The sequence below is a fragment of the Streptacidiphilus sp. MAP12-16 genome (genome assembly GCF_041262165.1).
Taxonomy (GTDB): domain Bacteria; phylum Actinomycetota; class Actinomycetes; order Streptomycetales; family Streptomycetaceae; genus Streptacidiphilus.
This window is the reverse complement of sequence record NZ_JBGCBY010000029.1, coordinates 22312-48079: the sequence shown is the minus strand read 5'-3', so window position 1 is coordinate 48079 and position 25768 is coordinate 22312. Positions and strand designations below refer to the sequence as shown.

General features: G+C 71.6%; 23 protein-coding genes and 1 pseudogene. 8 read left to right on the top strand and 16 right to left on the bottom strand.

The window, feature by feature from the left end; all coding sequences use genetic code 11:
• Positions 1-2 precede the first annotated feature (2 nt).
• The 4 genes from ABIA33_RS30305 to ABIA33_RS30290 all read right to left on the bottom strand — a co-directional run bounded on the left by ABIA33_RS30305 (position 3) and on the right by ABIA33_RS30290 (position 2185).
• A complete protein-coding gene (locus ABIA33_RS30305) occupies positions 3-551 on the bottom strand; it encodes a hypothetical protein (RefSeq protein ID WP_370085874.1) in 549 nt (182 codons plus the stop codon).
• Positions 535-1026, bottom strand: coding sequence for an RNA polymerase sigma factor (locus tag ABIA33_RS30300; protein ID WP_370085873.1), 492 nt, complete (start codon positions 1024-1026; stop codon positions 535-537). Before ABIA33_RS30300 ends, ABIA33_RS30305 begins: the two co-directional genes overlap by 17 nt.
• 76 nt (positions 1027-1102) lie before the next feature.
• Complete coding sequence (locus ABIA33_RS30295; RefSeq protein WP_370085872.1) at positions 1103-1753, bottom strand: class F sortase; 651 nt, start codon at positions 1751-1753, stop codon at positions 1103-1105.
• Positions 1754-1801: 48 nt separating this feature from the next.
• The gene (locus ABIA33_RS30290) at positions 1802-2185 is read right to left on the bottom strand and encodes a sortase-dependent protein (protein WP_370085871.1); all 384 of its coding nucleotides are present in this window, start codon (positions 2183-2185) and stop codon (positions 1802-1804) included.
• Positions 2186-2613: 428 nt separating this feature from the next.
• Between ABIA33_RS30290 and ABIA33_RS30285 the strand changes: the two genes are divergently transcribed.
• A complete protein-coding gene (locus tag ABIA33_RS30285) occupies positions 2614-5313 on the top strand; it encodes an FAD/NAD(P)-binding protein (RefSeq protein ID WP_370085870.1) in 2700 nt (899 codons plus the stop codon).
• Positions 5314-5348: 35 nt separating this feature from the next.
• On the opposite strand, the gene ABIA33_RS30280 is transcribed toward ABIA33_RS30285, so the two are convergent.
• The 3 genes from ABIA33_RS30280 to ABIA33_RS30270 form a co-directional block, all read right to left on the bottom strand.
• Positions 5349-6980: a molybdopterin-dependent oxidoreductase gene (locus ABIA33_RS30280; RefSeq protein ID WP_370085869.1), complete on the bottom strand. Its 1632-nt coding sequence runs from the start codon at positions 6978-6980 to the stop codon at positions 5349-5351.
• Between the two features lie 191 nt (positions 6981-7171).
• A complete protein-coding gene (locus ABIA33_RS30275; protein ID WP_370085868.1) occupies positions 7172-8269 on the bottom strand; it encodes a winged helix DNA-binding domain-containing protein in 1098 nt (365 codons plus the stop codon).
• Positions 8270-8450: 181 nt separating this feature from the next.
• On the bottom strand, positions 8451-8873 hold the full coding sequence (locus ABIA33_RS30270) for a VOC family protein (RefSeq protein ID WP_370085867.1): 423 nt from the start codon (positions 8871-8873) through the stop codon (positions 8451-8453).
• Between the two features lie 163 nt (positions 8874-9036).
• On the opposite strand from ABIA33_RS30270, the gene ABIA33_RS30265 reads away from it, so the two are divergent.
• The gene (locus ABIA33_RS30265) at positions 9037-10026 is read left to right on the top strand and encodes a helix-turn-helix transcriptional regulator (protein ID WP_370085866.1); all 990 of its coding nucleotides are present in this window, start codon (positions 9037-9039) and stop codon (positions 10024-10026) included.
• Positions 10027-10225: 199 nt separating this feature from the next.
• Here the strand turns inward: ABIA33_RS30265 and ABIA33_RS30260 are convergent, their stop codons facing one another.
• Together ABIA33_RS30260 and ABIA33_RS30255 are read right to left on the bottom strand one after the other, a co-directional pair.
• A complete protein-coding gene (locus ABIA33_RS30260; RefSeq protein WP_370085865.1) occupies positions 10226-11626 on the bottom strand; it encodes an ATP-binding protein in 1401 nt (466 codons plus the stop codon).
• Complete coding sequence (locus tag ABIA33_RS30255; protein WP_370085864.1) at positions 11623-12348, bottom strand: response regulator transcription factor; 726 nt, start codon at positions 12346-12348, stop codon at positions 11623-11625. The genes ABIA33_RS30260 and ABIA33_RS30255 overlap by 4 nt, the downstream gene beginning before the upstream one ends.
• Positions 12349-12383: 35 nt before the next feature.
• Between ABIA33_RS30255 and ABIA33_RS30250 the strand changes: the two genes are divergently transcribed.
• Positions 12384-12938, top strand: a complete 555-nt coding sequence (locus ABIA33_RS30250) for a hypothetical protein (protein ID WP_370085863.1) — start codon at positions 12384-12386, stop codon at positions 12936-12938.
• A gap of 244 nt (positions 12939-13182) precedes the next feature.
• Entirely contained in the window at positions 13183-14004 is an 822-nt protein-coding gene (locus tag ABIA33_RS30245) for a CAP domain-containing protein (RefSeq protein WP_370085862.1), read from the top strand.
• 19 nt (positions 14005-14023) lie between these two features.
• Here the strand turns inward: ABIA33_RS30245 and ABIA33_RS30240 are convergent, their stop codons facing one another.
• The 7 genes from ABIA33_RS30240 to ABIA33_RS30210 form a co-directional block, all read right to left on the bottom strand.
• Complete coding sequence (locus ABIA33_RS30240; protein WP_370085861.1) at positions 14024-14485, bottom strand: SLATT domain-containing protein; 462 nt, start codon at positions 14483-14485, stop codon at positions 14024-14026.
• 84 nt (positions 14486-14569) lie between these two features.
• Complete coding sequence (locus ABIA33_RS30235) at positions 14570-15022, bottom strand: DUF4442 domain-containing protein (RefSeq protein WP_370085860.1); 453 nt, start codon at positions 15020-15022, stop codon at positions 14570-14572.
• A 104-nt stretch (positions 15023-15126) separates the two neighbouring features.
• Positions 15127-15951 carry an ABC transporter permease subunit gene (locus ABIA33_RS30230; RefSeq protein ID WP_370085859.1) on the bottom strand — a complete coding sequence of 275 codons (825 nt, stop codon included), beginning with the start codon at positions 15949-15951 and terminating at the stop codon, positions 15127-15129.
• On the bottom strand, positions 15948-16901 hold the full coding sequence (locus ABIA33_RS30225; protein ID WP_370085858.1) for an ATP-binding cassette domain-containing protein: 954 nt from the start codon (positions 16899-16901) through the stop codon (positions 15948-15950). Before ABIA33_RS30225 ends, ABIA33_RS30230 begins: the two co-directional genes overlap by 4 nt.
• A 158-nt stretch (positions 16902-17059) precedes the next feature.
• On the bottom strand, positions 17060-17731 hold the full coding sequence (locus ABIA33_RS30220; protein WP_370085857.1) for a response regulator: 672 nt from the start codon (positions 17729-17731) through the stop codon (positions 17060-17062).
• Positions 17728-18951: a sensor histidine kinase gene (locus ABIA33_RS30215; RefSeq protein WP_370085856.1), complete on the bottom strand. Its 1224-nt coding sequence runs from the start codon at positions 18949-18951 to the stop codon at positions 17728-17730. The genes ABIA33_RS30220 and ABIA33_RS30215 overlap by 4 nt, the downstream gene beginning before the upstream one ends.
• Before the next feature lie 73 nt (positions 18952-19024).
• The gene (locus tag ABIA33_RS30210) at positions 19025-19450 is read right to left on the bottom strand and encodes a hypothetical protein (protein WP_370085855.1); all 426 of its coding nucleotides are present in this window, start codon (positions 19448-19450) and stop codon (positions 19025-19027) included.
• Positions 19451-19982: 532 nt separating this feature from the next.
• On the opposite strand from ABIA33_RS30210, the gene ABIA33_RS30205 reads away from it, so the two are divergent.
• The 4 genes and pseudogenes from ABIA33_RS30205 (at position 19983) to ABIA33_RS30190 (ending at position 25719) form a co-directional block, all read left to right on the top strand.
• Positions 19983-21395 carry a cellulose binding domain-containing protein gene (locus ABIA33_RS30205; RefSeq protein ID WP_370085854.1) on the top strand — a complete coding sequence of 471 codons (1413 nt, stop codon included), beginning with the start codon at positions 19983-19985 and terminating at the stop codon, positions 21393-21395.
• Between the two features lie 101 nt (positions 21396-21496).
• Positions 21497-22744 carry a glycoside hydrolase family 6 protein gene (locus ABIA33_RS30200; RefSeq protein ID WP_370085853.1) on the top strand — a complete coding sequence of 416 codons (1248 nt, stop codon included), beginning with the start codon at positions 21497-21499 and terminating at the stop codon, positions 22742-22744.
• Positions 22745-22855: 111 nt separating this feature from the next.
• Positions 22856-23497, top strand: a pseudogene (locus ABIA33_RS30195) (phosphoribosyltransferase); the annotation flags it as partial.
• A gap of 545 nt (positions 23498-24042) precedes the next feature.
• A complete protein-coding gene (locus ABIA33_RS30190; RefSeq protein ID WP_370085852.1) occupies positions 24043-25719 on the top strand; it encodes a putative Ig domain-containing protein in 1677 nt (558 codons plus the stop codon).
• The last annotated feature ends 49 nt before the right edge of the window (positions 25720-25768 follow it).

The following is a 25768-nucleotide window of genomic DNA, read 5'->3' as shown; positions in this document are numbered from 1 at the left end:
TCCTAGTGACCCACGCCGGTTCCGCCCGTCGCGGCGACAGCTGTCGGCCTGACCGATGTGGTGGCGGAGGGGGAACTGCTCGGCGTTGCGGGCGGGACAGTTGCGCCTGGCGTCGGACCGGCGGTGCTGGGAGCGCTGGTGACCCCGGGGGCGCTGATCGGGCTCGGGGCGGTGGACGGCGGCTTGACCCCGTTCTTCGTCGGGGATCCGCTCGGCTTGGAGGGGGCCGGAGTGGGAGTCGGCGTGGGCGTGGGCGTCGGGGTGCGCGGCGCCTGGGTGCTGGTGGCCGGTGGCGCGAACGGCGGCGCCGGTGCGGCGTGCGTGGACAGTCCGGTCAGGTACAGCGGTCCGGCGATGGCTGCGGCCGCCGCGACAGCGAGCCCGCCGCCGACGGCAGCGCGCACCCGGCGGCGCCTCGCGGCCCTGCTGCGGATCCGCTCGAACGAGCCCGGCAGCGCTAGGAGCAACTCGGCGTCGGGTCGCAGCAGCGCTGCGAGGTCGTCGTCGTGGTCCTCATGGTCGTCGTCCGGGCCGTCAACGTGTCTGATCAAGATGTCCCCCGAGCTTGGAGCGCAGCAGTTCCCGGGCCGCGTGGAGATCGGCCTTGACCGTCCCTTCGTTCCGTCCCATCAGCGCCGAGACCTCCCGGACCGGCAGGTCCGCGTAGTAGTAGAGCAGGACGGGCGTACGCAGGCGCTCCGGCAGCGACTGGACCAGCAGGCGCACGGAAGAGTCGGCACGCTCGCCCTGCAGCTTCACGACTTCCTCCGAGGTTGCTCGACGCATGGCCCTCCGCTCCCGTTCCAGTTTCCGCCAGTGGTCGCGGACGAGGTTCGCCGCCGTGACGTAGAGGAATCCGCGCGGCTCCTCCACCTTGGTCCAGCGCGCCCAGAGCCGGGTGAACGCCTCGGAGGCGATCTCGTGCGCGGTGCCGTCGTCGTCGACCAGACGGCGGCACCAACCGGCGAGGCGCGGATAGAGGGCGGCGAACAGCTCGGACGCTGCGCTGTCCTGGGACCGGGTCAACGATGTCCTTGTCTTCGAGGGGAAGCCGGTCCCGGGCCCGCAGGCTCGGGGGCCTGCGGGCCCGGGACCCGGCTACTTACCGGCTCGCGGATGCCAGGGAGGCGTACACGACCACGTTGTCGGGGTATCCGCTCCTTCCGCTCCCACGCGGGCCGCCGCAGGTGATCAGACGCAGCGCGGGGTGGTTGACGTTCCCGTAGACCGCGCTGGTGGGAAAGCGGGACTTGGCGACCGTCTGCACCGAGTCCACCGTGAACACCGCCGACGCCCCGTTCTGGAGCATGGCGACGACGCGGTCGCCCGGCTTCAGGCGGGCCAGGTGCAGGAAGACCCCGTCCCCGTACTGACCGACCGTCACATGCGCCAGGATCACTGAGGGACCCACCTGGCCCGGTGTCGGGGACCCCTGGTACCAGCCCGCCGGCGAGTGCGCCTCGATCGGCGGCACGTCCACGCTGCCGTCCGAGGCCAGCGCGAGCGGGATGACAGGGGTGTCGACCCCGATGCTCGGGATCTCCAGCCGCACCGGGACGGACCGCGCGAGCGGGCCCGCAGACGGCGTTCCGGCAGCCACAGGTGAGGATCCGTCAGTGCTGTTGCTGCTGCCGCTGCTGCCGGCGGACGGCGCGGCGCCTCCCGCACTCGCGGCCCCGGTCCCGCACCCGGCGAGTCCGGAGAGCAGCGCCGCGGCGACCAGTGGCGTCAGCAGCGCGGTCGCGGACCGCACGGTCTTCCGGTCACGATGGCAAGCCGTTGTGTCGGGTGCAGTCAAGAGTCAGCCCCGGGCCTTCGCCCTGCGGCGCAGCATGACCGTACCGACGCCGCCGACGACCAGCGTCCCGGCGAGTGCCGCGCCCGTGAGCATCCCGCCGTTGCCGTCCCCGGCGGCCACGGGCGGCACACCGGTGTCCGGCGCGCCCTTGGGCACGACGCCGACCTGGCCGGCGCTCGGCGAGGGCGCTGCGGACGGCGCCGTCGTCGGGGCGGGGGCCGCCGTCGGTGACGCGCTCGTCGTCGGGGCCGGAGTCGGCGCCGCCGGGGTGCTCGTCGGCTTGGCGCTCTTGGTGGGGGCCGGCGAGGTGTCGGCCATCGCGGGTGCTGCTCCGAGCAACACGACGGTGCAGGCCAGGGCGGCGGCTGTGAGGGGACTTGTGCGCATGAACGGCTTCTCTCTGTCTCTCATCTGGTGGCTGTGTGCCGGATCGAGGGGGAGAGACGACGCAGGGCCGGACCCGGTTGCAAAGGAATCGTAAAATCTCGGACCCCCACACGCGGACCTGGGCGCCCTGCATACCCAGGGAGGACATCAAAATAATTCGTTCACTGTTCTATGTCTTCTCTTATGCGAGTGAAATTTCAACATAATTCGCCGGATGGATGGCTTGAATTGCTGCCCTCCCGAGCCATTTGGGTGGCATCTATGCAGGTCGGATTGCCACTCCCGCCTGCCAGCCATTCAGTCGGCGGCATGCCGATTTGGCCATTGAATCTCGTCGCCGGAATTGTTGGCGGCAGGACCATTAGCATTTCTACAAGTGCGGCCGTGCGGAATGCGAAAGGCTCGCGGGGAGAATCAGGGGGTCACTGATGGGGATCGAGAGTGCACACTGCGTCGCGATCGTGGGCGCTGGGGCGGCAGGCACGCTGACGGCTGCGCGGTTGCTTGAGCACGCCGACCGCCGCCGGCTCAGCCTCGACGTCTGGTTGGTCGATCCGGCCCGGGCAGCGGGTCGAGGGGTCGCCTACGGCACCGAGGCCGGCACGCACCTGGTCAACGTGCCGGCGGGCGGGATGAGCGCCTACCGCGAGCGGCCCGACCACTTCGTGCGCTGGCTCGGCGGTGCCGGCCACGCCGAGGCCGGGGCTGACGCATTCGTCCCACGGAGTTGGTTCGGGCACTACCTCTCCGACGTCCTCGACGAGGCCGCGCGCACCAGCGACACCGGTCGGCTGCGGCGTGGGCACGAACGGGTCGTCCGGGTGGCCCGCGAGGGAGCCGGGATCGTGCTCTCGTTCCCTTCGGGGCGGACGCTGCGCGCCGACGGGGCGGTGCTGGCGCTGGGCAACTTCCCGGCCAACTGCGCCTGGGCGCCGCTGGGGCTTCGCGAAGCGCCGGGATTCGTCGCAGACCCCTGGGCGGCCGGTGCGTTCGCCGACGTGCCGCCGGACGCGGACGTGCTGCTCGTGGGCACCGGACTGACCATGGTCGACGTGGCGCTGGCGCTGGAGCTCCCCGGCCGGACCCTGCACGCGGTGTCCCGGCACGGCCTGACGCCCCAGGTCCACGCCAGGACCCCGACTGCGTCAATGCCCGGACCTCCGTTGCCTGTTGACTGCGACCTGACTCGGCTCCGTCGGCTCGTACGGCACCAGATCGCGCGCAGCCGACGCCTCTTCGGTGACTGGCGGCCGGGCGTCGACAGTCTCCGCCCGCTGACCGCCGCCCTGTGGCAGCAGCTGTCGGACGCCGATCGTGCGCGTTTGCTGCGCGAGGACCTGCGCGACTGGGAGGTCCACCGCCACCGGATGCCCCCGAGCAGCGCGGACGCCCTGGACGCCGCCGTGGCCGCGGGACGGTTGCGAATCGGCCCGGGCGAGGTGGCCGACGTGACCGCGCACGACGACCGGATCCGGGTGCGGCTGGCCGACGGCCGGCTCCTCACGGTGGGAGCGGTGGTCAACTGCACCGGCTCGCCCGCGGATCTGCGCACGGTCGACGACCCTTTGGTGGCGGATCTCCTCGCGTGCGGCCTGGCCCGGCCGGGTCCCGCCGGGCTCGGCCTCGACACCGCCCCCGACGGCAGCGTGGTCGCCTCCGGCTCCGTCCAGGGCCGAACGCGCGCACCGCTGTGGACCCTTGGCGCACTACGACGGGGAAACCTGCTCGAGACCACCGCCGTCCCCGAGATCAGCGCTCAGGCGCAGGCGGTCGCCAAGGCGGTGGTGGGCTCGCTCGAACGCACCCGCAGGAGGGCGGTCGCACATCCGCGAGACCCCTACGGCCTGCGCTTGAGCACCACCCACGAGGCCGCCGGACTCTACAACCGGGGTCTGCGACGGGTCCTGGCACTACGCAGCGGCGCCGAGGACCTGCTCGCGCAGGCCGTCGCGGCGGACCCCGGCTTCGCTGTCGCGCACGCGACGCTCGCCCTGCTCGCACGCGAGGGCGCGGCCGGCAGCGACGTCGACCGCTCGCTCCGGGCGGCCCGGCGCGCCCTTGCCGCTCGGCGTGCCGACGAGCGCGAACGCAGCTACGTGGCCTGCGTCGACGCACGGATCTCCGCGCCGGCGGAGCGGGGGGCGGCCGCGCTGCTCGGGCACATCGCACAGTTCCCCCGGGACGCTCTCGCCGTGAGCGTCGCGGTGCCGACGATCTCCTTCGACGGAGTGGTCCGCGGCTGCGGGACCTGGGCGCTGGTGGAGTCCCTCGCCCCCGCCTACGGACAGGACTGGTGGTATCTGGGCCAGTTGGCGTTCGTCCGCCAGGAGCAGCGGCGCTGGCAGGAGGCGGACTCCTTGGCGGTGCGGGCGCTCGACGCTCAGCCGACGGCCGGCCACGCGGTCCACGCACGGGCTCACGTCTTCTACGAGACCGGTGAGCACCGGGCCGGACTGGAGTGGCTCGACGGCTGGATCGCGCGGAACGCGCCGGGCTGCAACCAGGGCGCGCACTTCTCCTGGCACGCCGCCCTGCACGAGTTGATGCTCGACGACCAGCCTGCGCTGGCCCGCCGCTACCGCGAACAGCTGGCGCCGCCCCAGGTGACCGGCGCACGGGCGTTGGTCGACTCGGCGTCACTGCTGTGGCGCTGCCGTATGGCCGGTCGCTGGAGCGGACCGCTGCCCGTGGACCGGGTCCTCGAGGCCGTCCCCGCGGGGTGGTTGGACAAGCCCGCGACCGGGTTCACGGCCATGCACGCGGCGCTGGCTCTGGCCGCCGCAGGCGATCCGGACCGGCTGGGCAGCCTCGGCCGCCGGGCGCAGGACGACGACCGGCCGGAGTTCGCCGAGGTCATCGCCCCGATGTGCGAGGCCCTGGCGGCGGTCACCGAGCGACGCTGGCAGGAAGCCGGGCGGCTGCTGGAACTGGTGACGCCCCGGCTGGCCGCGCTCGGCGGCAGCGCGGCACAGCACGAGGTCATCGAGGAGACATGGCTGTACGCACTGATCGCGGCGGGGCAGCACCACCGGGCGGCGGCGCTGCTGTCGTCCCGGCTCGACCGCCGTCCCTCACCGCTGGACCGCCGCCGGTTGCGCGAACTGGCGGACGGCAACCGGAGGTTGTGAGCCGCGCGTATCGCCGGCGTGCATGACCGGCACGGTCAGGTGACGTTGACGGTGACGGAGTGAAAGCCGGTCGCGCCGTTCGGTCGGGCATCGACCTTCTGGTCGGTCTGCGTGTAGCCGGTGTGGTCGGTCGCGCGTACCTCCAGGCGGTGCGAGCCGGGTGTGGCGGGCCACTGCCAGACCCACTGGCGCCAGGTGTCGGTGCTGTCCTCGGCGGCGAGGTCGGCGGTCTGCCAGGGGCCGCCGTCCACTCGCACCTCGACCCGTTGGATGCCCTTGTGCTGGGCCCAGGCGACACCCGCCACCGGGATCTTCCCCGCCGTCAGTTTGCCGGAGGACTTGGGAGTGTCGATACGGGACTCGGTCTTGATGGCGGCCTGCGCGGACCAGCCGCGTTTGACCCAGTACGCGTCGAAGTCGGTGAACCTGGTCAACTCCAGGTCCTGCAGCCACTTGCAGGCCGAGACGTAGCCGTAGAGGCCGGGGACGACCATGCGGACCGGGAAGCCGTGGGCGAAGGGGAGCGGCTCGCCGTTCATGCCGACGGCGAGGATGGCGTCGCGGCCGTCCAGGACGGTCTCCACCGGGCTGCCGATCATCATGCCGTCCACCGAGCGGGCCAGCAGCTGGTCGGCGGGGCCGCCCTGCGACGGCGGCCGGACCCCTGCCTCGCGCAGCAGCGGCGCCAGCGGGACGCCGGTCCACCGGGCGTTCCCGACGTAGGAGCCGCCGACCTCGTCCGAGACGCACATCAGCGTGATGTCGCGTTCGACGACGCCCCGTGCCACCAGATCCTTGTAACTGAGGTTCAACTCCTTGGTCACGCCCTTGCCGTGGATCCGCAGCTGCCAGTGGTTGGCGTCGACCTGCGGGACGACCAGGGCGGTGTCGACCCGGTAGAAGGCCGGGTTGGGGGTGATGAAGGGGCTGAGGCCGGGGATCTTCAGGTCGACGCCCTTGGGGGTCGCGGCGGGCGTGGTGTGCGGGGTGGGGATCGCGACCGCGGCGCGTGAGGCGACGGCCTGCGCGCCCGCGGCATCGTTGAGTTTGCGGCCCAGGAGCCCCGCCCCGGTCGAGGTGGCCGATGTGGCCAACGCGAGCAGGACAAAGCCGCGTCGGTCGAAGGCCCCGCTCGGAGACGCGGCCGGCGCGCCCACCATGCTCGGCTGCCACGATCTCGACCGCCACTCCAGCCGTCCGGCGAGATAGTAGAGCACTGCCGCGCCGACCACCGCGCCGACCAGGGACGGCAGCGCGTCGTAGGAACCCGCGTCCGGGCGGGACTTGGCCGCGAGCGCACCGAGCAGACCGAAGGCGAGCACCCCGGTGGAGCCGGTTCGCCGCCACCGCATCGCCAGCAGACCGAGCGTCATGGCGAAGAGGGCGAGCAGCACCAGAATGCCAAGCTGGAGTATCAGCTTGTCGTTGGTCCCGAAGTTGCGCACCGCGAAGTCCTTCAACGCGCCTGGCGTTTGGTCGATGACGGCCTCGCCCACCGCCGTGACCGGACTCGCCTGCGGCCGTACGGGAACCGCCGCCAACTCGGCGACGGCCAGCGCGGCGAAGGCCGCGAGCAGCCCGCTCAGTGCGCCGAGCAGCCCCCGCAGCAGGCGTTGGCCCTGTGGGCGCGGTGTGTTGCCGCGGGAGTGCTTCGATGAGTTTGGCATTCCGCTCACTCTCCGATGGGCCGCCCGGCGGTCCGAAGAGGCCGCACATGGTCGGCGCGTCGCGTGTAGGACGCCTCCATGAGACAGCGTCCGGGGCGCGGTGAGGGTGCAACGGCTGCTTACGGAAGTCCTACGGCACGGGTCCCGCCAGGTCACGCCGGGTGTGCGGCATTCACGAGCGAACACCTGTCTCAGCCGTTGGTGGCTTCGATGTGTATGTGATCGATGCCTGGGTCCAGGGAGGTGGCCATGGCTTGACCTTCGGCGTGGACGGCTTCCTGGTCTGTGGCGGAGAGGGGGCGGAGTGGGGTGATGGCGAGTTGGTTGTGGTGCAGGGTCCAGGTGGCGGAGACGCGTCCGTCGACGAGGACGGCGCGGAGGCCGGCGACGGAGAGGCCGAGGTGGGCGTCGTCGATGATGCGGCTGCGGTCGTGGTAGCCGAGGATCGCGTTGTCGAAGGCCGGGAGGAAGCGGACCGGCGCGGGGGTGTCGGGGTGCGGGCGCGGTGCGTCGGGCAGGTCGAGGAGTTCGCGGCCGCGTTCATCGCGAAAGGTGACGAGTTCTTCGCGGACGGCTTTGACGGCAGCGGGGAGCCCGGCGAGGCCGCACCAGGAGCGGATGTCCGCTGTGGCGGCGGGCCCGTACGCGGCGAGGTAGCGCCGTACCAGTTGTTGCCCGGTCGGGTCGGTCGGGTCGGGGGAAGCCGGGTCGAGGTCGCGTCCGAGCCAGCTGGCAAGGGGCAGGTTGCGCACGCCTGCCGTGGTCTGCCACAGGCCGCGGGGCGGGAGTTGGGCCATCGGAATCAGGGCGGCGACGAGTAGTTCGCCCAGGGCGCGGCGCGGTGGCGTGGGCCAGCGGTCCTGGAGTGCCTGGACGAGTTCGGCCATGGTGCGGGGCCGGTGGTCGGCCATGACCGCTCTGCCCGCTGCGGCGACCTCGTCGGGGTCGATACCGGCGAGTTCACGTCGGTAGGTGGCCAGCACTCGTTTGCGCAGCATGGTGTCGTGGCGGGCCCGCCAGGCCAGCGCGTCGTTGGCGGTGACGAGGTGGACGGTGCGGCGCATCAGGTGTGTGCGCACGACCTCCCGCCCTGTCAGCAGGTCGTCCAGGGTGTTCGTCGTGAAGGCGTGGAGCCGGGACCACAGGCCGATGAACGGCTCCTGTGGTTGTTGTGCCTGCATTCCGCACAGATGGGCCACGGCGTCGCGGGTCGGTGTGCGGGCGCGCTCGAGCAGGTACTGGCGGGCGAGGGTCGCGCGGTTGAGGGTGCGGGTGTCGAGGACGGTCATGGCGTTCTCAGGCCGCGGCCCGCTCGTCGCCTGTGTTGCAGTCGCACGGTGACCCGCTTCCTTCGCTTCTCTCCACCGGGCCGCCGCGTCCCGGCGGCGGCTCCCTGTCGTTCTCGTGCCGAGCCCGCGGGGCCGGTGCGGCGGCGCGGCGGCGCGCCCTCCGTCGCACCGGCCGGGCGGGTCAGCCGTTGTAGGGGGCGGTGACGTCCAGGACCCAGGTCACACCGAAGCGGTCGCTGAGCATGCCGTACAGCGGCGCCCACGGCGCGGCCTCCAAGGGCCGCACCACCGTCGAGCCGTCCGACAGCCTCTGCCACAGGACGCTGATCTCGTCGGCGTCGTCGCCCCGCACGGAGACGAAGAAGGGGTTCTCGCCCTGGTTCCACGGCAGTTGGGACGGCACGTCGTAGGCCATGACGTGGAAGCCGTTGTCCCCGACCACTTCGCCCCACATCACCCAGTCCGCCTCGTTCTCGTGTCGCACGTTGCCGGCGTCCTTGTAGGTGACGGCGACGGCCCGCCCGCCGAAGACGGACTGGTAGAAGTCCAGCGCCTCGCGCGCGGCCCCCCGGAAGTTCAGGTGGGTGGTGGTCGTGACGGACATGGCCCGCTCCTCGTACTTGTGTTCCTCGGATGTACGCCGCTGCGACGGAAGAGCCGCGGCGCGGCCACCGTGACCTGGGGCTGTGTCCCCTCGGTGGCTTGTGGACCACCATGGCAGAGGTAGCGGACAGGTTGTGTCCTGTACTGGAGGCAGAATGGTGGACATGCAGAAGACCTCCTCGCGCCTGCTCGCCCTGCTCGCGCTGCTCCAGACGCGCCGTGGGTGGTCCGGCGAGGACCTCGCCGAGCGGCTCGACATCACCCCGCGCACGGTCCGCCGCGACATCGGCCGCCTGCGGGAACTCGGCTATCCGATCACGGCCTTCAAGGGGCCCGCCGGGGGATACCGCCTCGACGCCGGCGGGCACCTGCCCCCACTGCTGTTCGACGACGGCCAGGCCGTCGCCCTGGCCGTCGCCCTGCAAACCGCCGCCACGGGCACCACGATGGCCGAGGACGCCGCACGCGCCCTCACCGTGATCCGCCAGGTCATGCCGTCGCGCCTTCGCCACCGCATCGACATGCTGCGCATCACGGCTGTCCAGCCTCCCGAGAACGGCGACGCCCCACAGGTCGACACCCAGGTCTTCACCGACCTGAGCACCGCCATCCACGCCCGTGAGGAACTCCGTTTCGACTACGCGCAGGACCAGAAGGCCGCAACCGGGCAGCAGCGTCGACGGGTACAGCCCCACCACCTGGTCACCTGGCGCGGCCGCTGGTACCTCCTGGCCTGGGACCTCGACCGCGACGACTGGAGGACCTTCCGCGTCGACCGCATACACCCGCGCACACCGAACGGACCCCGCTTCACCCCGCGCGAAGTGCCCGGAGGCGACGTGTCCGCCTTTATCACCGGCCGATTCCGCGGCTCCGACGGCACCACCACCGACTGGCCCTGCCACGGCGAAGTCGTCCTCGACCTTCCCGCCACCGCCGTCGCCCACTTCGCCCAGGACGGAATCGTCGAGGCCCTTGGCCCGGACCGCTGCCGACTCGCCCTCGGCTCCTGGTCATGGACCGGCCTGGCAGCCACCATCGGCCGCTTCGACGCCGACATCGAAGTCATTGGCCCGCCCGAACTCAACGCGGCCTTCGCCTGCCTCGCCACCCGCTACGCCAAGGCCGCCGCCCGCAGAACCACCCCGTCCTGACCGCCAAGGAAGACCCTAGGAGGGTGCTGGAGATCTAGGCCGGATCAGGGAGCGGCGTCATGCGGCTTCGATTGCAAGGCGGAGGAGGGAGCCAACCGTGGTTGGTTGGGGACCGACGACAACGCGGCAAGCGCCCGCGGAGCCGCTGTCGTCGCGAGCGCAGGGCGTTGCGAGCCCGGCCTAGATCTTCAGCACCCTCCTAGCTCCGCGTGGCCCGGGTCCGGCCGCGGCGTCGGGCCTGCGCGCCGCGGCTCGGGGCGGCCGCGAGTCCGAAGGTCACCGCGACCCGGGCGCCGCCCATCGCCCCGCGGGTGATCTGCACCGCGCCTCGGGTCGCCGCCGCCGCGCGGTGGGCGATGTCCAGACCGAGGCCGGTGGAGGCGGAGCTCGCGCCTCTGGCGAGGGCGCCGTCCGGGTCCGGGATGCCGGGCCCTGCGTCCTCGACGGTGAGGGTCACCGCCTGGGCGGTGCGCTCCAGCCGTACCTCGAAAGCGGTCCCGGGCGCCGTATAGCGGAAGACGTTGCCGACCAGCGCGTCGATCACCGCGGCCAGGTCGTCCTCGGGCAGCTCGATCGCGGTGTCCTCGCTGGTCACGGCCACCTGGCAGGGACGCGCCTGCTGCTCGGCGAGGACGGCCCAGAACCCGGCTCTGCGGCTGATCACCTCGGCGGCGGTGCACCCGTCGGCTGGGCGCGCCGAACGTGCAGGGCGCAGGGACCGGCGCTGCGCGGCGGGGGAGCGGAGGGCCAGGCCCATCGGCCCGACGGCGAGCGGTGTGCGCGCGGTGGTGATGATCGTGTGGAGCTCCGACTCGAGCTGGTGGACTGCGGCGGTGATGCGCTCCGAGTCCGGCGTGGGCCCCATCCGCTCGGTCGCCAGGTGCAGCGCGGTCAGCGGCGTTCTGAGCCGGTGCGAGAGATCTGCGACCAGTTCGCGTTCGATGGCGAGCAGTTCCAGCATCCGCTCCGCCATCGCGTTGAAGGCAAGCCCGGCTTCGTACAGCTCGGGCGGGCCCATCGGGTCCACCCGGGTGTCCAGGTCCCCTCTGCCCAGCGCGTGCGAGGCTCGGGAGAGGCCGAGCGAGGAGCGCACCACGCGGGCGGCGAGGCGGTCGGCCACGAGCACCGAGCCGATCACCAGACCGAGCGCCAGCAGCGACATCACCCACCAGGACGCGGCCACACCGTGGGTCAACTCGGCCTGCGGAACGAACTCCTCGACCACCGCCACCCGTCCCCGACCCAGCACCACCGGCTGGAGGTAGACCCAACCGTCCGGCAGGTTCTGGGCGATGGACTCACCGGCCTGCTCGGCGCGCAGCAGTACCGCGTGCGGAGCGTGGGTGACTCCGATCAGCTGGCCGTCCGGCAGATGGACACTCAGGCGGTCGGCCGAGTCCAGCGCGGCCACGGCCTGGCGCAGGTCCGAAGGGTTGCTGGTCAGGGTCAGCGTGGGCGCGAGCGCCGCGGCTCGTTGCTCGGCAGCGGTGATGGTCTGGGTGCGGGCCTCCGAGCGCACCAGGAGCGCGAGCGGTATCAGGAACGACAGGGCCACCATGGTGGTGACGGCCAGGGCCACCCCTGCCAGGGTCCTTCTCAACGCGGTGTCACCAGTTTGATCCCCACGCCGCGCACGGTACGCAGATAGCGGGGATGGGCCGCGCGCTCGCCCAACTTGCGGCGCAGCGACGACAGGTGGACGTCTATGGTCTGGTCCTCCAGATACGGCTCGCGCCACACGTCGGTCAGGATCCGGCGCTTGGACACCACCCGGTCCGCGTTCCCGGCCAGGTAGGCGAGCAGGTCGAACTCCCGGCGGGTCAGCTGGAGTTCCCGTTCGCCCAGGTGCGCGGTACGGGCGAGCGGGTCAACGCGCAGCTCGCCGACCGAGAACGGTCCCTGGAGCGCCGACGGCCTCTCGTGCAGGCCCGCCGACCCCGTGCCGCCGGGGGATTCCGGTCCACCGGCCCGGCGCAGCACCGCCGACAGGCGTGCCGCCAACTGCCCGCCGGAGAACGGCTTGACCAGGTAGTCGTCGGCACCGGCGTTGAGCAGGCGGATGATCTCGGTGTCGTCGTCCCTGGCCGTGACCACCAGGACCGGAACCTTGGAGATGCCGCGGATCATACGGAGGACGTCGCTGCCGTCCAGGTCGGGCAGCCCCAGGTCCAGGATCACGGCGTCGAGCGGTGACTGGGTCACCTCGCGCAGGCCGCCGAATCCGTCGGCCGCGCTGCGCACCACGTGCCCATGGGTGGTCAGTACATCGATCAGGGAGGCGCGTATGCCGGGATCGTCTTCCACGACAAGGACGCAGGCCATGGGGCACACCGTAGCGGATCGGCCATGATGGTGCCGTGCCCCGGTTCCTGCGCTACCTCCTGGTCTGGCTGTCCTGCACGGCTCTCACCGTCACCGCGGTCTCCCTGACTGTGCGCTTCGTGGTGGGCTCCACCGCCCCCATGCCGCCGACCGCGCACACGGTGCCGACGGTGTTCGTCTCGGCCTCCCTCCCTCCCGCGGTCAGCACCCCGTCCGCCCTGCCCAGCGCGTCGCCTACTCCCTCCCCCCGCCGCACGGCACCGGTCCCGCGCCCCTCCCACTCGAGCGCACCACCCGTCCAGGTCGCGGCGACCTCCGCCGCTCCCGACTCCGGCGGCTCCAGCAGCGGCTGCCAAGGGGGTGTCGGGACGCACACCATCCAATCCGTGGGCGGACAGGCCACGGTGAGCTTCGGAGCCGACGCCGTCTGCCTGGTCTCCGCGGTGCCCGCGCTGGGGTTCACCACCAGCACCACCCAGTCCGCACCGGACACCCTGACGGTCACCTTCTCCAGCTCCAACCACCGCTCGCAGCTCACCGCCACGATCCATCCCCAGGCGCAGGCGTCCACCCGAGAGACGTCCTGGTAGGGGCTTACGGCCTGGGGCCGTAAGGCCGACCGGCGGTACCGCAGTGGGACGTGAGGCCTCTCTTAGCGGAACCTAAAGTTGCCCGTCCCCGGTGTTCCCGAGGGCCGGAGCCGCTTAGGGTCGGTCCAGTCCGGTCGTGGGAAGGTCCCGCTCCCGGAACGTTCCCGCAGCTCGCGGCGTGCCACCTCCGGCTCGCGGCGCGCGGACGGGGTGACCTGCCGTCGATCCCAGAGGTGTCCCACGTATGAGCTCCCATCGCCGCGCCGCTGCGCCCGCTACTCGCCGCCGGCAGCGCCAAGGGCCGCGTACTCCGCGCCTTCGGCTCGCAGTCGGCGGTGCGGCGGTACTCGCCGCACTCGGCGGTGGGACCGCCTTCGCCTGCATGGGCGGCTCCTCCCACCCGGTGTCTCAGCCGGTCGCCCGGCCGATCGCTCAGACCTCCGAGCAGCCGTCACCGGCCGCCCTGGCCGCCACCCCCACAGTGACACCGACGACAGCGCAACCGCACCGGTCGGCGAGCGCCACCGCGCACCCGACGCCGCGACCCGCGAGGGCCACCACCGCGCACACCTCCCCCTCCGCCGCGCCGCACGCCCCCGCCACGTCGGGCGCCACCTCGGGCGCCCCGGCCGCGCCGGTCGGGGCGCCCGAGGTCCAGCAGGTACTGGCACTGATCAACCAGGCGCGCAGCGCCCAGGGACTGCCGGCCTACACCATCCTGGACGGGCTGAACCGAAGCGCTGCCGGGCACAACCAGGTGATGGCGGGCGGGTGCGGGCTCAGCCACCAATGCCCGGGCGAGAGCCCGTTCGGGGATCGGGAGCAGGCCCAGGGGGTGCACTGGACGTCGGCCGGGGAGAACATCGGCGAGGGCGGCCCCACCGGCAGCTCGGACTCCTCGATTGCCTCCATGGCGGTCGGGCTGACCCAGAGCATGCTGGACGAGAAGCCGCCGAACGACGGTCACCGCCAGAACATCCTGAGTTCGAGCTTCACGCACATAGGCATCGCCGTCTACCGGGACGCTTCCGGCACCGTCTGGCTCACCCAGGACTTCTCCAACTGACGGAGCGCCACCCGGCCAGTCAGGAGGCCGGGCCGGGCCCGGACCGCAGTCCGCGTCGGTAGGAGGCCCAGTTCTGGATCTCGGAGGCCGCGACGGCCTCCACGTCCTCGACCAGGCGCCGGCGGACGTCGGCGTCCCGGTCGGCCTCCGGGACCAGCTTGTAGCGCTCGATCGCGGGCCGGAGCCTCGACCACGACTCCGCGGCCAGAACGTAGCGCTCCGCGTGGTTGAATACCTGCCGGAACCCGCCGATGAACACGGTCGCTCCGGCGACGGACGCCGTGACAGCGGCGGGCGCCTGCAGACCCGCCGCGACCACGGTGGTGGCCCCGGTGAACAGTGCGCCCAATTCGGTGACCCAGTACCAGGTGCGGGCGCTGTCACGGGTGCGCGCGTACCAGGCCAAGTCCGTGAGGGCGTAGGCCAGTTCGGGATCCGGGCTGGTCGATGGCGGCGTCGTCGTCGATCTCCGTATGATCACCCGAACATCTTGCCCGACCTCAGGAGCTCAGGGAACCGATCGGTCCCGAAGCTCCGGAGGGTCGCCGCCGACGAGGCCGCCCCGTCAGGAGTGCGGGCGCAGCGTCCAGACGACCGTCATCTCGCCGGTGACGGCGCCGTCCTCGCGGGTGATCTCGATGGCGACCGGGAACTCCGGGCGTTCGCCCGCGTCGAGTGCGGCGACGACCTCGGCGAGCGGACGGCCCAGCGTCGCGGTCGCGGTGACCGGACCCATGGCGAGCTTGCGGTAGCCGATCTCGGCCCGCACGGCAAGCGGCACGGCGCGGTTCAGCTGGTCGCCGAACGCGGCGAGCACGATGGCACCGCTGGCCGACTCGGCGAGCGTGAACATCGCCCCGGCGTGCGGTCCGCCCACGTGGTTGTGGAAGTCGGGCTGGTCGGGCAGGCGTACGACGGCACGCTCCACCGAAGTCTCGAGGAACTCCAGGTTCAGTGTCGCGGCCATGGGGACGGTGGCGGTGAGCATCTCGCCGATGGAGGGCAGCATCTCAGTCATGCCGGAATGTTACCAGCGAGTAGCTTCAATCGGCAGGGCCCCGGACACGCTGATGCCCCCTGCTTGCCGCGTCGGCAGGCAGGGGGCATCGGAGGACGGAAACGTCAGGCGTCCCGGCGCTTCAGCAGCACGGCGGCCGCCGCCAGCAGGACCACCGCATAGCCGACGAACAGCGCGAAGCCGTTCCACGGCGACATCAGCGACGGGTCGGGGACGACGTTGAGCAGAGCCTCCCCGGCCTTGCTGGGCAGGTAGGGAACGACGTTGGGAACCCAGGTGGCGGGAAGCAGGTCGGCCAGGCCCGGCAGGACCAGCAGCACGCCGAAGAGCGCGGCGATGGCACCCGCCGAGTTGCGGATCAGCGCACCGGTGGCGACACCGAGCAGGCCGATGACGGTCAGGTAGAGCGCCGTCCCGAAGACCACGCGGGTCACACCGGGGTCGGACATGTGTGCAGCCTGGCCGTACGAGGACAGCACCGCCTGGCCGCCGTAGAACGCCGCGAGGGACGCGATGGTCATCAGGACCAGCAGGACGGCGCCGTACACGGCGGCCTTGGCCCACAGCACCGGCAGCCGCTTGGGGACGGCGGACAGGCTCGCGCGGATCATACCGGTGGTGTACTCGCCGCTGATGATCAGCACGCCGAGGACACCGACCGCGAGCTGCGCCAGCCGGTACATGGCCAGGCTGAGCTCGGCGCCGTTGATGTGCTCGACCCCGCCGTGGCGCGGGTGACTGGCCCTCAGGTAGGTGACCAGGATGCCCAGGCCGACCTCGGCGGCGACGGCGACCAGCAGCGTGATCGGGGTGGAGCGCAGCGTCCGGAGCTTGATCCACTCGGAGTTGAGCACCCGCAGCTGGGTTACCTTGCCCTGCGCGACCGGTGCGCTGGTCGGGCTCGGTGCGGTGGCGGTGGCGGTGCTCATGTGGTGCTCCTTCCGGCGCCGACCGGCTCGCCGGCGACGGCGGTGGTCGTGCTGGCGTGGTACTCGACGGCGTCACGGGTGAGCTCCATGAACGCCTCCTCCAGGGACGCTTGCTGCGGCGCGAGTTCGAACAGGGTGAGGCTGTTCTCGGCGGCGACGGTGCCGATCCGGTCGCTGTCCAGACCGGTGACCTCAAGGGTCCCGGGCTCGACGCTCTCCACGCTCACGTCCGGTCCGAGCAGCAGGCTGCGCAGCTCGTCGGCGTGCGGGGAACGGACCCGCACGACATTGCGGGAGGCGCTGCGGGTGAACTCCTCGACGGAGGTGTCCGCGATCAGCTTTCCGCGTCCCACCACGATGAGGTGCTCGGCGGTGACCGCCATCTCGCTCATCAGGTGCGAGGAGACGAAGACCGTGCGGCCCTCGGCGGCAAGGCCCTTGAGGAGGTTGCGGATCCAGAGGATGCCCTCCGGGTCCAGGCCGTTGACCGGCTCGTCCAGGATGACCGTGGCCGGGTCGCCGAGCAGCGCGGACGCGATGCCGAGACGCTGGCCCATGCCGAGCGAAAAGCCGCCGGCGCGCTTGCGGGCGACGTCGCGCAGGCCGACCAGGTCGATGACCTCGTCGACCCGGCGCGCGCTGATGCCGGTGGTGGCGGCGAGCGCGAGCAGGTGGTTGCGGGCGCTGCGGCCGGTGTGGATGGCACGGGCCTCGAGCAGCGCGCCGACCTCGTGCAGCGGCGCGGGGTGCTCCGCGTAGTGGCGGCCGTTGACGGTGACGCTGCCGGAGGTGGGCGCGTCCAGGCCCATGATCATGCGCATCGTGGTCGACTTGCCGGCGCCGTTGGGGCCGAGGAAGCCGGTGACGATGCCGGGCTTGATCGTGAACGAGAGGTCGTCGACGGCGGTCTTCTCGCCGTACTTCTTGGTCAGGTTGCTGGCTACGATCATCGCGGGTGTCCGTTCATGGTCCCACCCTGGCCTGACCGAGGACCCCGCCGCGTCCGCCTGCTGCGGTGATCGCGACCTACTGCGGTCGCAGTACGGTCGCGCTCGTCGTGCTCCTCCTGGTGGTGTGTCAGGCCGTTGCTGACGCGGCCAGTGGCGGATCAGACGGTACCAGGCAGCACGAGCCCGCACTGGTAGGCGACGACGACGAGCTGGGCCCGGTCGCGCGCGCCGAGCTTGGTCATCGCGCGGTTGACGTGAGTCTTGACCGTCAGCGGGCTGAGGAACAGGCGCTCGGCGATGTCGTCGTTCGACAGGCCCAACGCGACCAGCCCCATCACGTCCCGCTCACGCGGAGTCAGCGCGTCAAGCCGGCCCGGAGCGATGGGCGTGGAGCGTTCCGGCTGGGCGAGGAAGCGGGTGATCAGGCTGCGGGTGGCGGTCGGCGACAGCAGGGAGTCGCCCGCCGCGACGGTGCGCACCGCGTCCAGCAGCTCCTCCGGGCGCATGCCCTTGCCCAGGAACCCGCTGGCCCCGGCCCGCAGGGCCTCGGCGACGTACTCGTCGAACTCGAAGGTGGTCAGGATCAGCACCCGCACCCCGGCCAGGTTCTCGTCCGCGCAGATCAGCCGGGTGGCGGCGAGCCCGTCCAGCTCGGGCATGCGGATGTCCATCAGCAGCACGTCCGCGCGTGACGAACGGGCCAGCTCCACGGCCTCGCGCCCGTTGGCCGCCTCGCCGACGACCTCCATGTCGGCGGTCGAGTCGATGAGCATGCGGAAGGTGCCGCGCAGCAGTGCCTGGTCGTCGGCCAGCAGGACCCGGATGGTCACGCGTCGGCTCCTTCGGTGGCGCTGGTCATGGCGACGGGGCGCAGCGGGAGGTCGGCCGCCACCCGGAAGCCGCCCCATGGGTCACGTCCCGCGGTGAGGGTGCCGCCGACCACGGCGGCGCGTTCGTTCATCCCGACCAGGCCGTGCCCGGTGCCGGTGTAGGGGCGCATCGGCGCGCTGCGGCCCTCGTCCTCCACCCGGATCGCCAACTGCTCGCCGCTGAAGAAGAGCTGGAGGCGAGCGGTCGGCACGCCGGCGTGCTTGCTGACGTTGGTCAGGGACTCCTGGACGATCCGGTAGGCCGTCAGGTCCACGGCGGGTGGCAGCGGACGTACCTCGCCGACCTGGTCCATCTGCACGTCGAGGCCCGCGCGGGCGAACGAGGCGAGCAATTCGGGAAGCTGCGCGAGGCCGGGGGCCGGTTCGAGCGGCGCGGCCGGGTCGTCGGACTGCCGCAGCAGGCCGACGGTGGCCTTCAGCTCCTGCAGCGCCTCGTGGCTGGTGTCGCGGATGTGCTCCAGCGCCTCCCTGACCTGCGGGGGGATCTGGTCGACCAGGTGGACGGCGACGCCCGCCTGGGCGTTGATCAGCGCGATGTGGTGGGCGACCACGTCGTGCAGCTCGCGGGCGATGCGGATGCGGTCCTCGGCGACCCGGCGCCGGGCCTCCTCCTCGCGGGTGCGCTCGGCGCGCTCGGCGCGCTCCTCGATCGCGGCGATGTAGGCGCGCCGCGAGCGCACGGCGTCCCCGACCGCTGCGGCCATCCCGGACCAGGCCAGCATGCTCAGCTTCGACGGCTCCAGCCACGACCCCGTACCGAGGGCCATCGCCGACCCGGACAGCACGATCGCCGCGACTCCGGCCGTCACCCAGGCGGTGCGCCGGTCGGTGCTGACGGCCACGGTGTAGGTGGTGATCACGACCGGGCCGAGCAGCACCGGGTTCAGCTCGTAGCCCAGCGCGACGTAGGCGACGCCGCCGCCGAGGGCCACAGCCAGAGCCGCCCTCGGTTGCTGCCGCCGGTACAGCAGGGCACCGCAGGAGACCGCCGCGACGATGAGGAAGGACGGTTCGAGCGAGGTCAGGGACGGCAGCGAATGCCGGTGCGGGCCCCGCTGGGCGGCCGAGGCGGCGAGGGAGAGCCCGAGGACCACCAGCGCCGTCAGGACGTCCGTCAGCGCAGGCCGACGGGACAGGCGGCGCCGCCAGGACTCGATCACTGCATGACTCTCATGGCGCTACGGTACAAAACCGTCCGCCGCCCCGGCGTCGTCCCCGGACGGTACGGGGCGCCTACGCCAGGCGCGGTACGCCGCCGGCCTCGCGCCAGCGGGCCCACAGACCGGGGTCCCGGATGCCGAGGACGATGCCGCTGACGATGATCTGCAGCATGGTGGAGTCGCGTTCGTCCGAGGCGTGGGGATGGAACTCGGAGTCGGACTCGACCAGGGCCTCGGTGATCCGCCAGCCGCCCTCGGACGCGGGGCCGAACTCCACCTCGTAGATCCCCCGGCCGGTCCGGGCCCGCTGAGCGTAGAGCCGGTGGTCCTCCACGAAGACGTTCCACTTGTCGTCGCCGCGGGACCGGTGGCCGAGCCGGATGCGCTGCCACTCCTCGTCGGTCCAGGTGCGCTCGGGCAGGACGGTCAGCGGAATGGGTGCGGCGATGGGCTCCCATCTTCGCAGGGAGGTCCGCTTCACGGGTTCGTCGGTGGTCATGTCGTTCCCTCTACGTTCCGGCTGGGCGATGGCGGGCTTCATCCAACGACTTCGTCGGCGGCTTGTACAGGGACCAGGTAGAAGCTGGCTCGGAGGGAATGGGACCGCTCCCATTTTTCCGAGGTCGGTGCCCGGCTGTCATTCGTTCGACAAATGAACACTGCGAGACCTCTTGACGCCCATTCACACTACTGACTTCATATGACACGGCGCAACGAGTGCGGTGAGGCTGCGGAACTTGAACCGAAGGCTTCACCACCCGAGCGCCGTCACCACCTTTCGTCCACTCAATGAAGGGTCTGACGCGGATGAAACTGGGAGCGCTCCCAGAAAAGGCAGGTCGCACGCCCCTCCGGATCGGACTGGCCTTCGTCGCCATCGGGACCGCACTGAGCGCACAGCACGCAAGAACCTGACCTCCGGGCGCACGCCGTCGGCTTCTCGCGCGTGCGCCCGGAGCACCACCCGCACCGGAGCGCCCCACCGGACCGCGCCCCACCGGACCGCCCCCCACCCGGGAAGGACCACCTCCATGCAGTTCCGCCTCCCCGTCCCCTTGATGCGACGCCTCAGGGCGTCCCTCCTGGTCGTCGCTCTCGCCGCTCTCGTCACGCCGATCGCCGCAAGCCCCGCGGCCCAGGCCGCCACGGGTACGTCCATCTGCACTGCGACCGGCACCCTGCCGATCAACAACGGCGAGTACACGCTCCAGGCCAACGAGTGGAACTCCAGCGCCGCCCAGTGCGTCACCGCCACCGGTGGCACCGCCTGGTCGCTGACCACCGCGAACTTCAACCTCGCGACCAACGGAGCGCCGGCCACGTACCCCTCCCTCTACAAGGGCTGCCACTGGGGGGCCTGCACCACCGGCAGCGGGCTGCCGATCCAGATCAGCCAGCTCGGCAGCGCTACCTCGTCCTGGAGTACGGTCCAGCCCGCGTCCGGCGCCTACGACGTGGCCTACGACCTGTGGATCAACTCCACTCCCACCACGACGGGTCAGCCCGACGGTACCGAGATCATGATCTGGCTCAACAGCCGTGGCGGCGTCCAGCCCTTCGGGTCGCAGACCGGGACCTCCACCGCCGCCGGGCACAGCTGGAACGTGTGGACCGGCCAGCAGACCTCCTGGAAGATCATCTCCTATGTGCTGCAGGGCGGCGGGACCTCCTTCGCCAACCTCGACGTCAAGTCCCTGATCAGCGACGCGGTCTCGCGCGGCTCGGTCAACCCCGCCCACTACCTGATCGACGCGGAGGCCGGATTCGAGGTCTGGCAGGGCGGCCAGGGACTCGGCACCAACAGCTTCTCCTTCACCGCCGCCACGGCGGGCAGCGGCGGCGGTGGTGACACCACGCCTCCGAGCGCGCCCGCCAACCTCACGGTCACCGGCACCACCAGCAACTCCGCCTCGCTCGCCTGGAGCGCCGCGACCGACAACGTCGGCGTCACCGGCTACGACGTGTACCGGGGCGGCACCCAGGTCGGCACCACCAGCGGCACCTCCTACACCGACGCCGGCCTCAGCGCCTCCACCGCGTACACGTACACCGTGAAGGCGTTCGACGCGGCCGGAAACCTCTCGGCGGCGTCGGGCAGCGCGACCGCGACCACCCAGGCCGCCTCCGGTGGTGGCGGTGGTGGCGGGTGCTCGGCCGTGCTCGCCGTCACCAACCAGTGGACCCCCGGCTTCACCGACACCGTCACCGTGACCAACAACGGCAGTTCGGCCACCCACGGCTGGACGGTGAAGTGGACCTGGCCCAACGGGCAGCAGGAGACCAGCTCCTGGAACGCCGCGGTCACCCAGTCCGGCAGCGCGGTCACCGCGACCAACCTCAGCTACAACGGCGCCATCGCCGCAGGCGGCACCACCACCTTCGGCGTCCAGGGCACCTGGACCGGCACCAACGGCACGCCCACGCTCAGGTGCGCCGCGAGCTGACCCGCAGTCGGCGGTCCCCCGGGCGCGGTTCCACCCGCCGCCGCCCGGGGACCGCTCAGCCCCGCCCCGCCATGATCACGTTCATCCAAGGAGACCGCTCCGTGCGCATCGCCCGTGCCATCAGACCGCTCGTCGCCCTCACGGCGGCCCTCGCCACCTGTGCCGGCGTGTTCGCCTCGGCCGCGACCGCAGCCCCCGCGACCGCAGCCCCCGCACCCGCCGCCCGCACCCTCGCCACCGACACCCACTTCTATGTCGACATCTCCAGCAAAGCTGCCCACCAGGCACTGACCGACCTCAAGGCGGGCGACCTCACGGACGCCGCGACCATGGCGGAACTGGCCTCCTGGCCGGTGGCCCAGTGGTTCGACGGCACCAGCACCGTCCAGCAGACCACCCACGACATGGCCGTACTGGAGGCCAGAGCAGCGTTGCAGCGCCAGGTCCCGGTCGCCGTGGCCTACAACATCCCCGGCCGCGACTGCTCGCAGTACTCCGCAGGCGGCGCGGCCACCAGCGCCGACTACGCCACCTGGATCGACGCCCTGGCCCAGGGAATCGGCAACCGCAGGACGGTCGTCATCCTGGAGCCCGACGGCCTGGCACTCTCGCCCGCCTACTGCGGCGGCACAGCACAGCAGCAGGCCGACCGGCTCGCGCAGCTCAACGCAGCGGTGGACCGCCTGGAGCGCCAGCCCGGCGCCGTCGTCTACCTCGACGGCGGCCACAGCGCCTGGCAGAACGTCGGCACCCAGGCGCAGCTGCTCGTCGACGGGGGAGTGGCCCGGGCCCAGGGCTTCTTCCTCAACGTCTCCAACTACCAGACCGACGCGGACCTGACCCGCTACGGCACCGAGGTCTCGAAGTGCGTCTGGTACGTGCAGAACACGCCGGGCGCCAGCTCCGCCGACTGCGCCAACCAGTACTGGCCCGCCGCCGACGCGGACGCCTGGTACGCAGCGCACGTTCCGGCGTCCGCCCAGCTCGCCCACTTCGTCATCGACAGCAGCCGGAACGGCCAGGGCCCGTGGACCCCACCCGCGGGCAAGTACACCGGCGACCCGCAGACCTGGTGCAACCCGCCCGGCCGTGGCCTGGGAGTGCGCCCCACTGCTGACACGGGTACCGCCCTGCTCGACGCATTCCTGTGGATCAAGGTCCCGGGCGAGTCCGACGGCAGCTGCACCCGCGGTACGGCGGGGCCGGCCGACCCGGAGTACGGCAGCGTCGACCCCTCCGCCGGCGCCTGGTGGCCCGCGCAGGCGCTCAGCCTCGCCCAGAACGCGACCCCGGCGCTCTCCTTCGACCTCGCCCTCCACGCGTCGCCGCTCAAGCGGGCCGCCCGCTGACGTCGTCCTCCGGAGTCGTTCGGAACTCGGAAACCCCGTATCGGGCCAGGTCTGGGAGAATCGGAGTGTGCGGGGACGGCCGTCGGCGACGACTGCTTGAGGAGGTCCCCCATGTTCTTTGCGGATCGGCCCGATGCGGGGCGGCGACTCGCCGAGCGGCTGGAGCACCTGAGAGAGGACGACCCGGTCGTACTCGGACTTCCCAGGGGCGGCGTCCTGGTCGCCGAGGAGGTCGCCGCGGCCCTCGGCGCGCCGCTGGACGTCCTGGTGGTGCGCAAGCTCGGCGTCCCCTCCCAGCCCGAGCTGGCCATGGGCGCGATCGGCGAGGGTTCGGTGCGGGTCATCAACGACGACGTGGTGCGCATGGTGGGCGCCTCCGAGGCGGCGTTGACCGCTGTGGAGTCGGCGGAACGCGCCGAGTTGGAACGTCGAGCCGCGCTCTACCGGGGGAACCGACGCCGGGTCGACCTCCACGGCCGCACGGCGGTGGTCGTCGACGACGGCATCGCCACCGGGGCCACCGCCAGGGCCGCCTGCCGGATGGCCCGCGCCCAGGGCGCCGCTCGCGTGGTGCTCGCGACCCCGGTGGCGTCGCCCGGCTGGAGCGGTCGGATGGAGGGCGTCGCCGACGAGTTCGTGTGCCTGGAGACTCCGGGCAACTTCTTCGGCATCGGATGGTCCTACGTCGACTTCTCGCAGACCCCGGACGAGGACGTCATCGCCAGCCTCGACCGTGCTGCCGCACGCGCCGGCCGGGGTGGGTCGCGACGCTAGGAGGGTGCTGTCCGGCCCCCGGTCGCGGCGCCCGCGCCGGCCGGCGCGGCCGGCCTCCGGGCTGCGCCGACGACCTACCCGGTGGTGGCGTTGAGCCGGTTGAAGAGGTTGGTCACGCCGACCATGAGGATCAGCGCCGCGAGACCCTCCTCGTCGTAGTGGTCCGCGGCCTCGTACCGGATCCCGTCCGGCACCGGGGCGGCCCGGCCGGGTGGCGGCCTCGGTCAGCGACGGCGGCACGCGTTCGGCGTGGGTGAATTTCGGCGCCTCGAAGGGATCTCCAACTGGTCTGTGACTGCCCGTCATATCCGCCGGACTTCGTCGGTCACTGCTATGACCCCGGGCGACGAAGGAAGGTGACCGGCGGACGAAAACGAACGTCCGAGGCTAATTGAGTGAGCATTGCCAATCGTTCACCTTGCGGGTCTATGCGCGTCAACCTCCGGTCCGTCACACTCCCGAGTAGTTCCTCCGCACATCCCCACAGCACGACCAGTCCCGTCCCCACTGCCTGGGAGGCGCTCGTGCATCGCCGTTGGTGGAAGTACCTGGCCGCGTTCGTCGTGGCCGCGATAGCCGTGACCCTGACCATCACCACCGTGAGCGCCGGACCGCGCCACAGCGCGAGCCCGGACGCGGAGGAGCACGAGGAGGTCGTCGCCCACGCCGCCGCAGTGACCGGAAGTTGCGGTGTCGAGCGCTGGTCCGTGAAGACCGGAACCGACGCCGATGCCGCAAAGATCACCGTCCAGTCCACGACGGCCACGACGATCCCAGCGCTGGCCTCACTGGCCGCCCCGGGCAGCCTCCCCGCCAACAACCGGGTCCAGCCCACCGAGACGACCGTCTTCAGGCTGAGCGCCACCCTGGACCAGTACAAGCTGGAGGCCGACTCCGACTATCACCTGGTCCTGGACGACAAGGCCGGGCACACGATGATCGGGGAGATCCCCGATCCTGCCTGCGTCGGTGCGGGCAGCCCGCTGCTGTCGGGCATCCAGAAGTCCCGCGCCGAGTTCGACGCCAAGTACAGCCCGACCGGGAGTTTCCAGACGGCGAACGTTCCCGTCACCGTGACCGGGGTCGGCTTCTTCGACTTCCTGCACGGCCAGACCGGCGTCGCTCCGAACGGCATCGAGCTGCACTCCGTCCTTGACATCCAGTTCGGAAGCGGGACGGGCGGATCCGTGACCGTCGCCAACCCGGGGACCCAGACCGGCACCGTCGGCAAGTCCACCAGCCTGCAACTCTCCGCGACCGACACCGCAGGCGGCACGCTCGCCTACTCCGCGACCGGTCTTCCTCCGGGGCTCGCCCTGAACGCCACCACCGGCCTGATCACCGGTACGCCCACGACGGCAGGCAGTTCCAGCGTGACCGTGACCGCGACGGACTCCACCGGACCGTCCGGCAGCACCAGCTTCACCTGGACGGTGAACGCCGCCACAGGCAACACGGTCACCGTCACCAACCCGGGGAGCCAGTCCGGTACCGTCGGCTCGGCCGTCAACCTGCAGATCCACGCCAGTGATTCGGCCTCCGGGCAGACCCTCTCCTACAGCGCCAACGGGCTGCCCGGCGGCCTGACCCTCAACAGCGCCACCGGCCTGATCACCGGGACTCCCACTGCCGCAGGGACGTCCAGCGTGACGGTGACGGCGCAGGACTCCACCGGAGCCGCCGGCAGTACCGCGTTCAACTGGACCGTCGCCGGCGGCGGTAGCTGCACGCCGTCTCAACTCCTGGGCAACCCCGGCTTCGAGACCGGCTCGCTGTCTCCGTGGACCGGCACCTCCGGGGTGGTCAGCAGTGACACCAGCGAGCCTGCCCGCTCAGGCTCCTGGGACGCCTGGCTCGACGGCTACGGCAGCACCCACACCGACACCCTCGCCCAGGCGGTGACCCTGCCGTCCGGCTGCGGCAGCTACGCGCTGAGCTTCTGGCTGCACATCGACACCGCCGAGACGAGCACCACCACCGCCTACGACACTCTCAAGGTCCAGGTCCTGAACGGCTCCGGCACCGTGCTCGCCACCCTGGCGACCTACTCCAATCTCAACGCCGCCACCGGCTACACCCAGCGCAGCTTCGACCTGTCCCCCTACAAGGGCCAGAGCGTCACGCTGAAGTTCACCGGCGCCGAGGACTCCCAACTCCAGACCTCCTTCGTTCTGGACGACACTGCGCTCAACGTCTCCTGACGGTCCGTCGGCGGGCAGCCGGATCTGTGCACCCCCTGAGTAAATACCG

Excerpts from the sequence above, each read along its gene's own strand:
- ABIA33_RS30290 (WP_370085871.1), bottom strand. The coding sequence starts at position 2,185 with ATGCGCACAAGTCCCCTCACAGCCGCCGCCCTGGCCTGCACCGTCGTG.
- ABIA33_RS30285 (WP_370085870.1), top strand. The coding sequence starts at position 2,614 with ATGGGGATCGAGAGTGCACACTGCGTCGCGATCGTGGGCGCTGGGGCG.
- ABIA33_RS30280 (WP_370085869.1), bottom strand. The coding sequence starts at position 6,980 with ATGCCAAACTCATCGAAGCACTCCCGCGGCAACACACCGCGCCCACAG.
- ABIA33_RS30275 (WP_370085868.1), bottom strand. The coding sequence starts at position 8,269 with ATGACCGTCCTCGACACCCGCACCCTCAACCGCGCGACCCTCGCCCGC.
- ABIA33_RS30270 (WP_370085867.1), bottom strand. The coding sequence starts at position 8,873 with ATGTCCGTCACGACCACCACCCACCTGAACTTCCGGGGGGCCGCGCGC.
- ABIA33_RS30265 (WP_370085866.1), top strand. The coding sequence starts at position 9,037 with ATGCAGAAGACCTCCTCGCGCCTGCTCGCCCTGCTCGCGCTGCTCCAG.
- ABIA33_RS30255 (WP_370085864.1), bottom strand. The coding sequence starts at position 12,348 with ATGGCCTGCGTCCTTGTCGTGGAAGACGATCCCGGCATACGCGCCTCC.
- ABIA33_RS30245 (WP_370085862.1), top strand. The coding sequence starts at position 13,183 with ATGAGCTCCCATCGCCGCGCCGCTGCGCCCGCTACTCGCCGCCGGCAG.
- ABIA33_RS30235 (WP_370085860.1), bottom strand. The coding sequence starts at position 15,022 with ATGACTGAGATGCTGCCCTCCATCGGCGAGATGCTCACCGCCACCGTC.
- ABIA33_RS30230 (WP_370085859.1), bottom strand. The coding sequence starts at position 15,951 with ATGAGCACCGCCACCGCCACCGCACCGAGCCCGACCAGCGCACCGGTC.
- ABIA33_RS30225 (WP_370085858.1), bottom strand. The coding sequence starts at position 16,901 with ATGATCGTAGCCAGCAACCTGACCAAGAAGTACGGCGAGAAGACCGCC.
- ABIA33_RS30210 (WP_370085855.1), bottom strand. The coding sequence starts at position 19,450 with ATGACCACCGACGAACCCGTGAAGCGGACCTCCCTGCGAAGATGGGAG.
- ABIA33_RS30205 (WP_370085854.1), top strand. The coding sequence starts at position 19,983 with ATGCAGTTCCGCCTCCCCGTCCCCTTGATGCGACGCCTCAGGGCGTCC.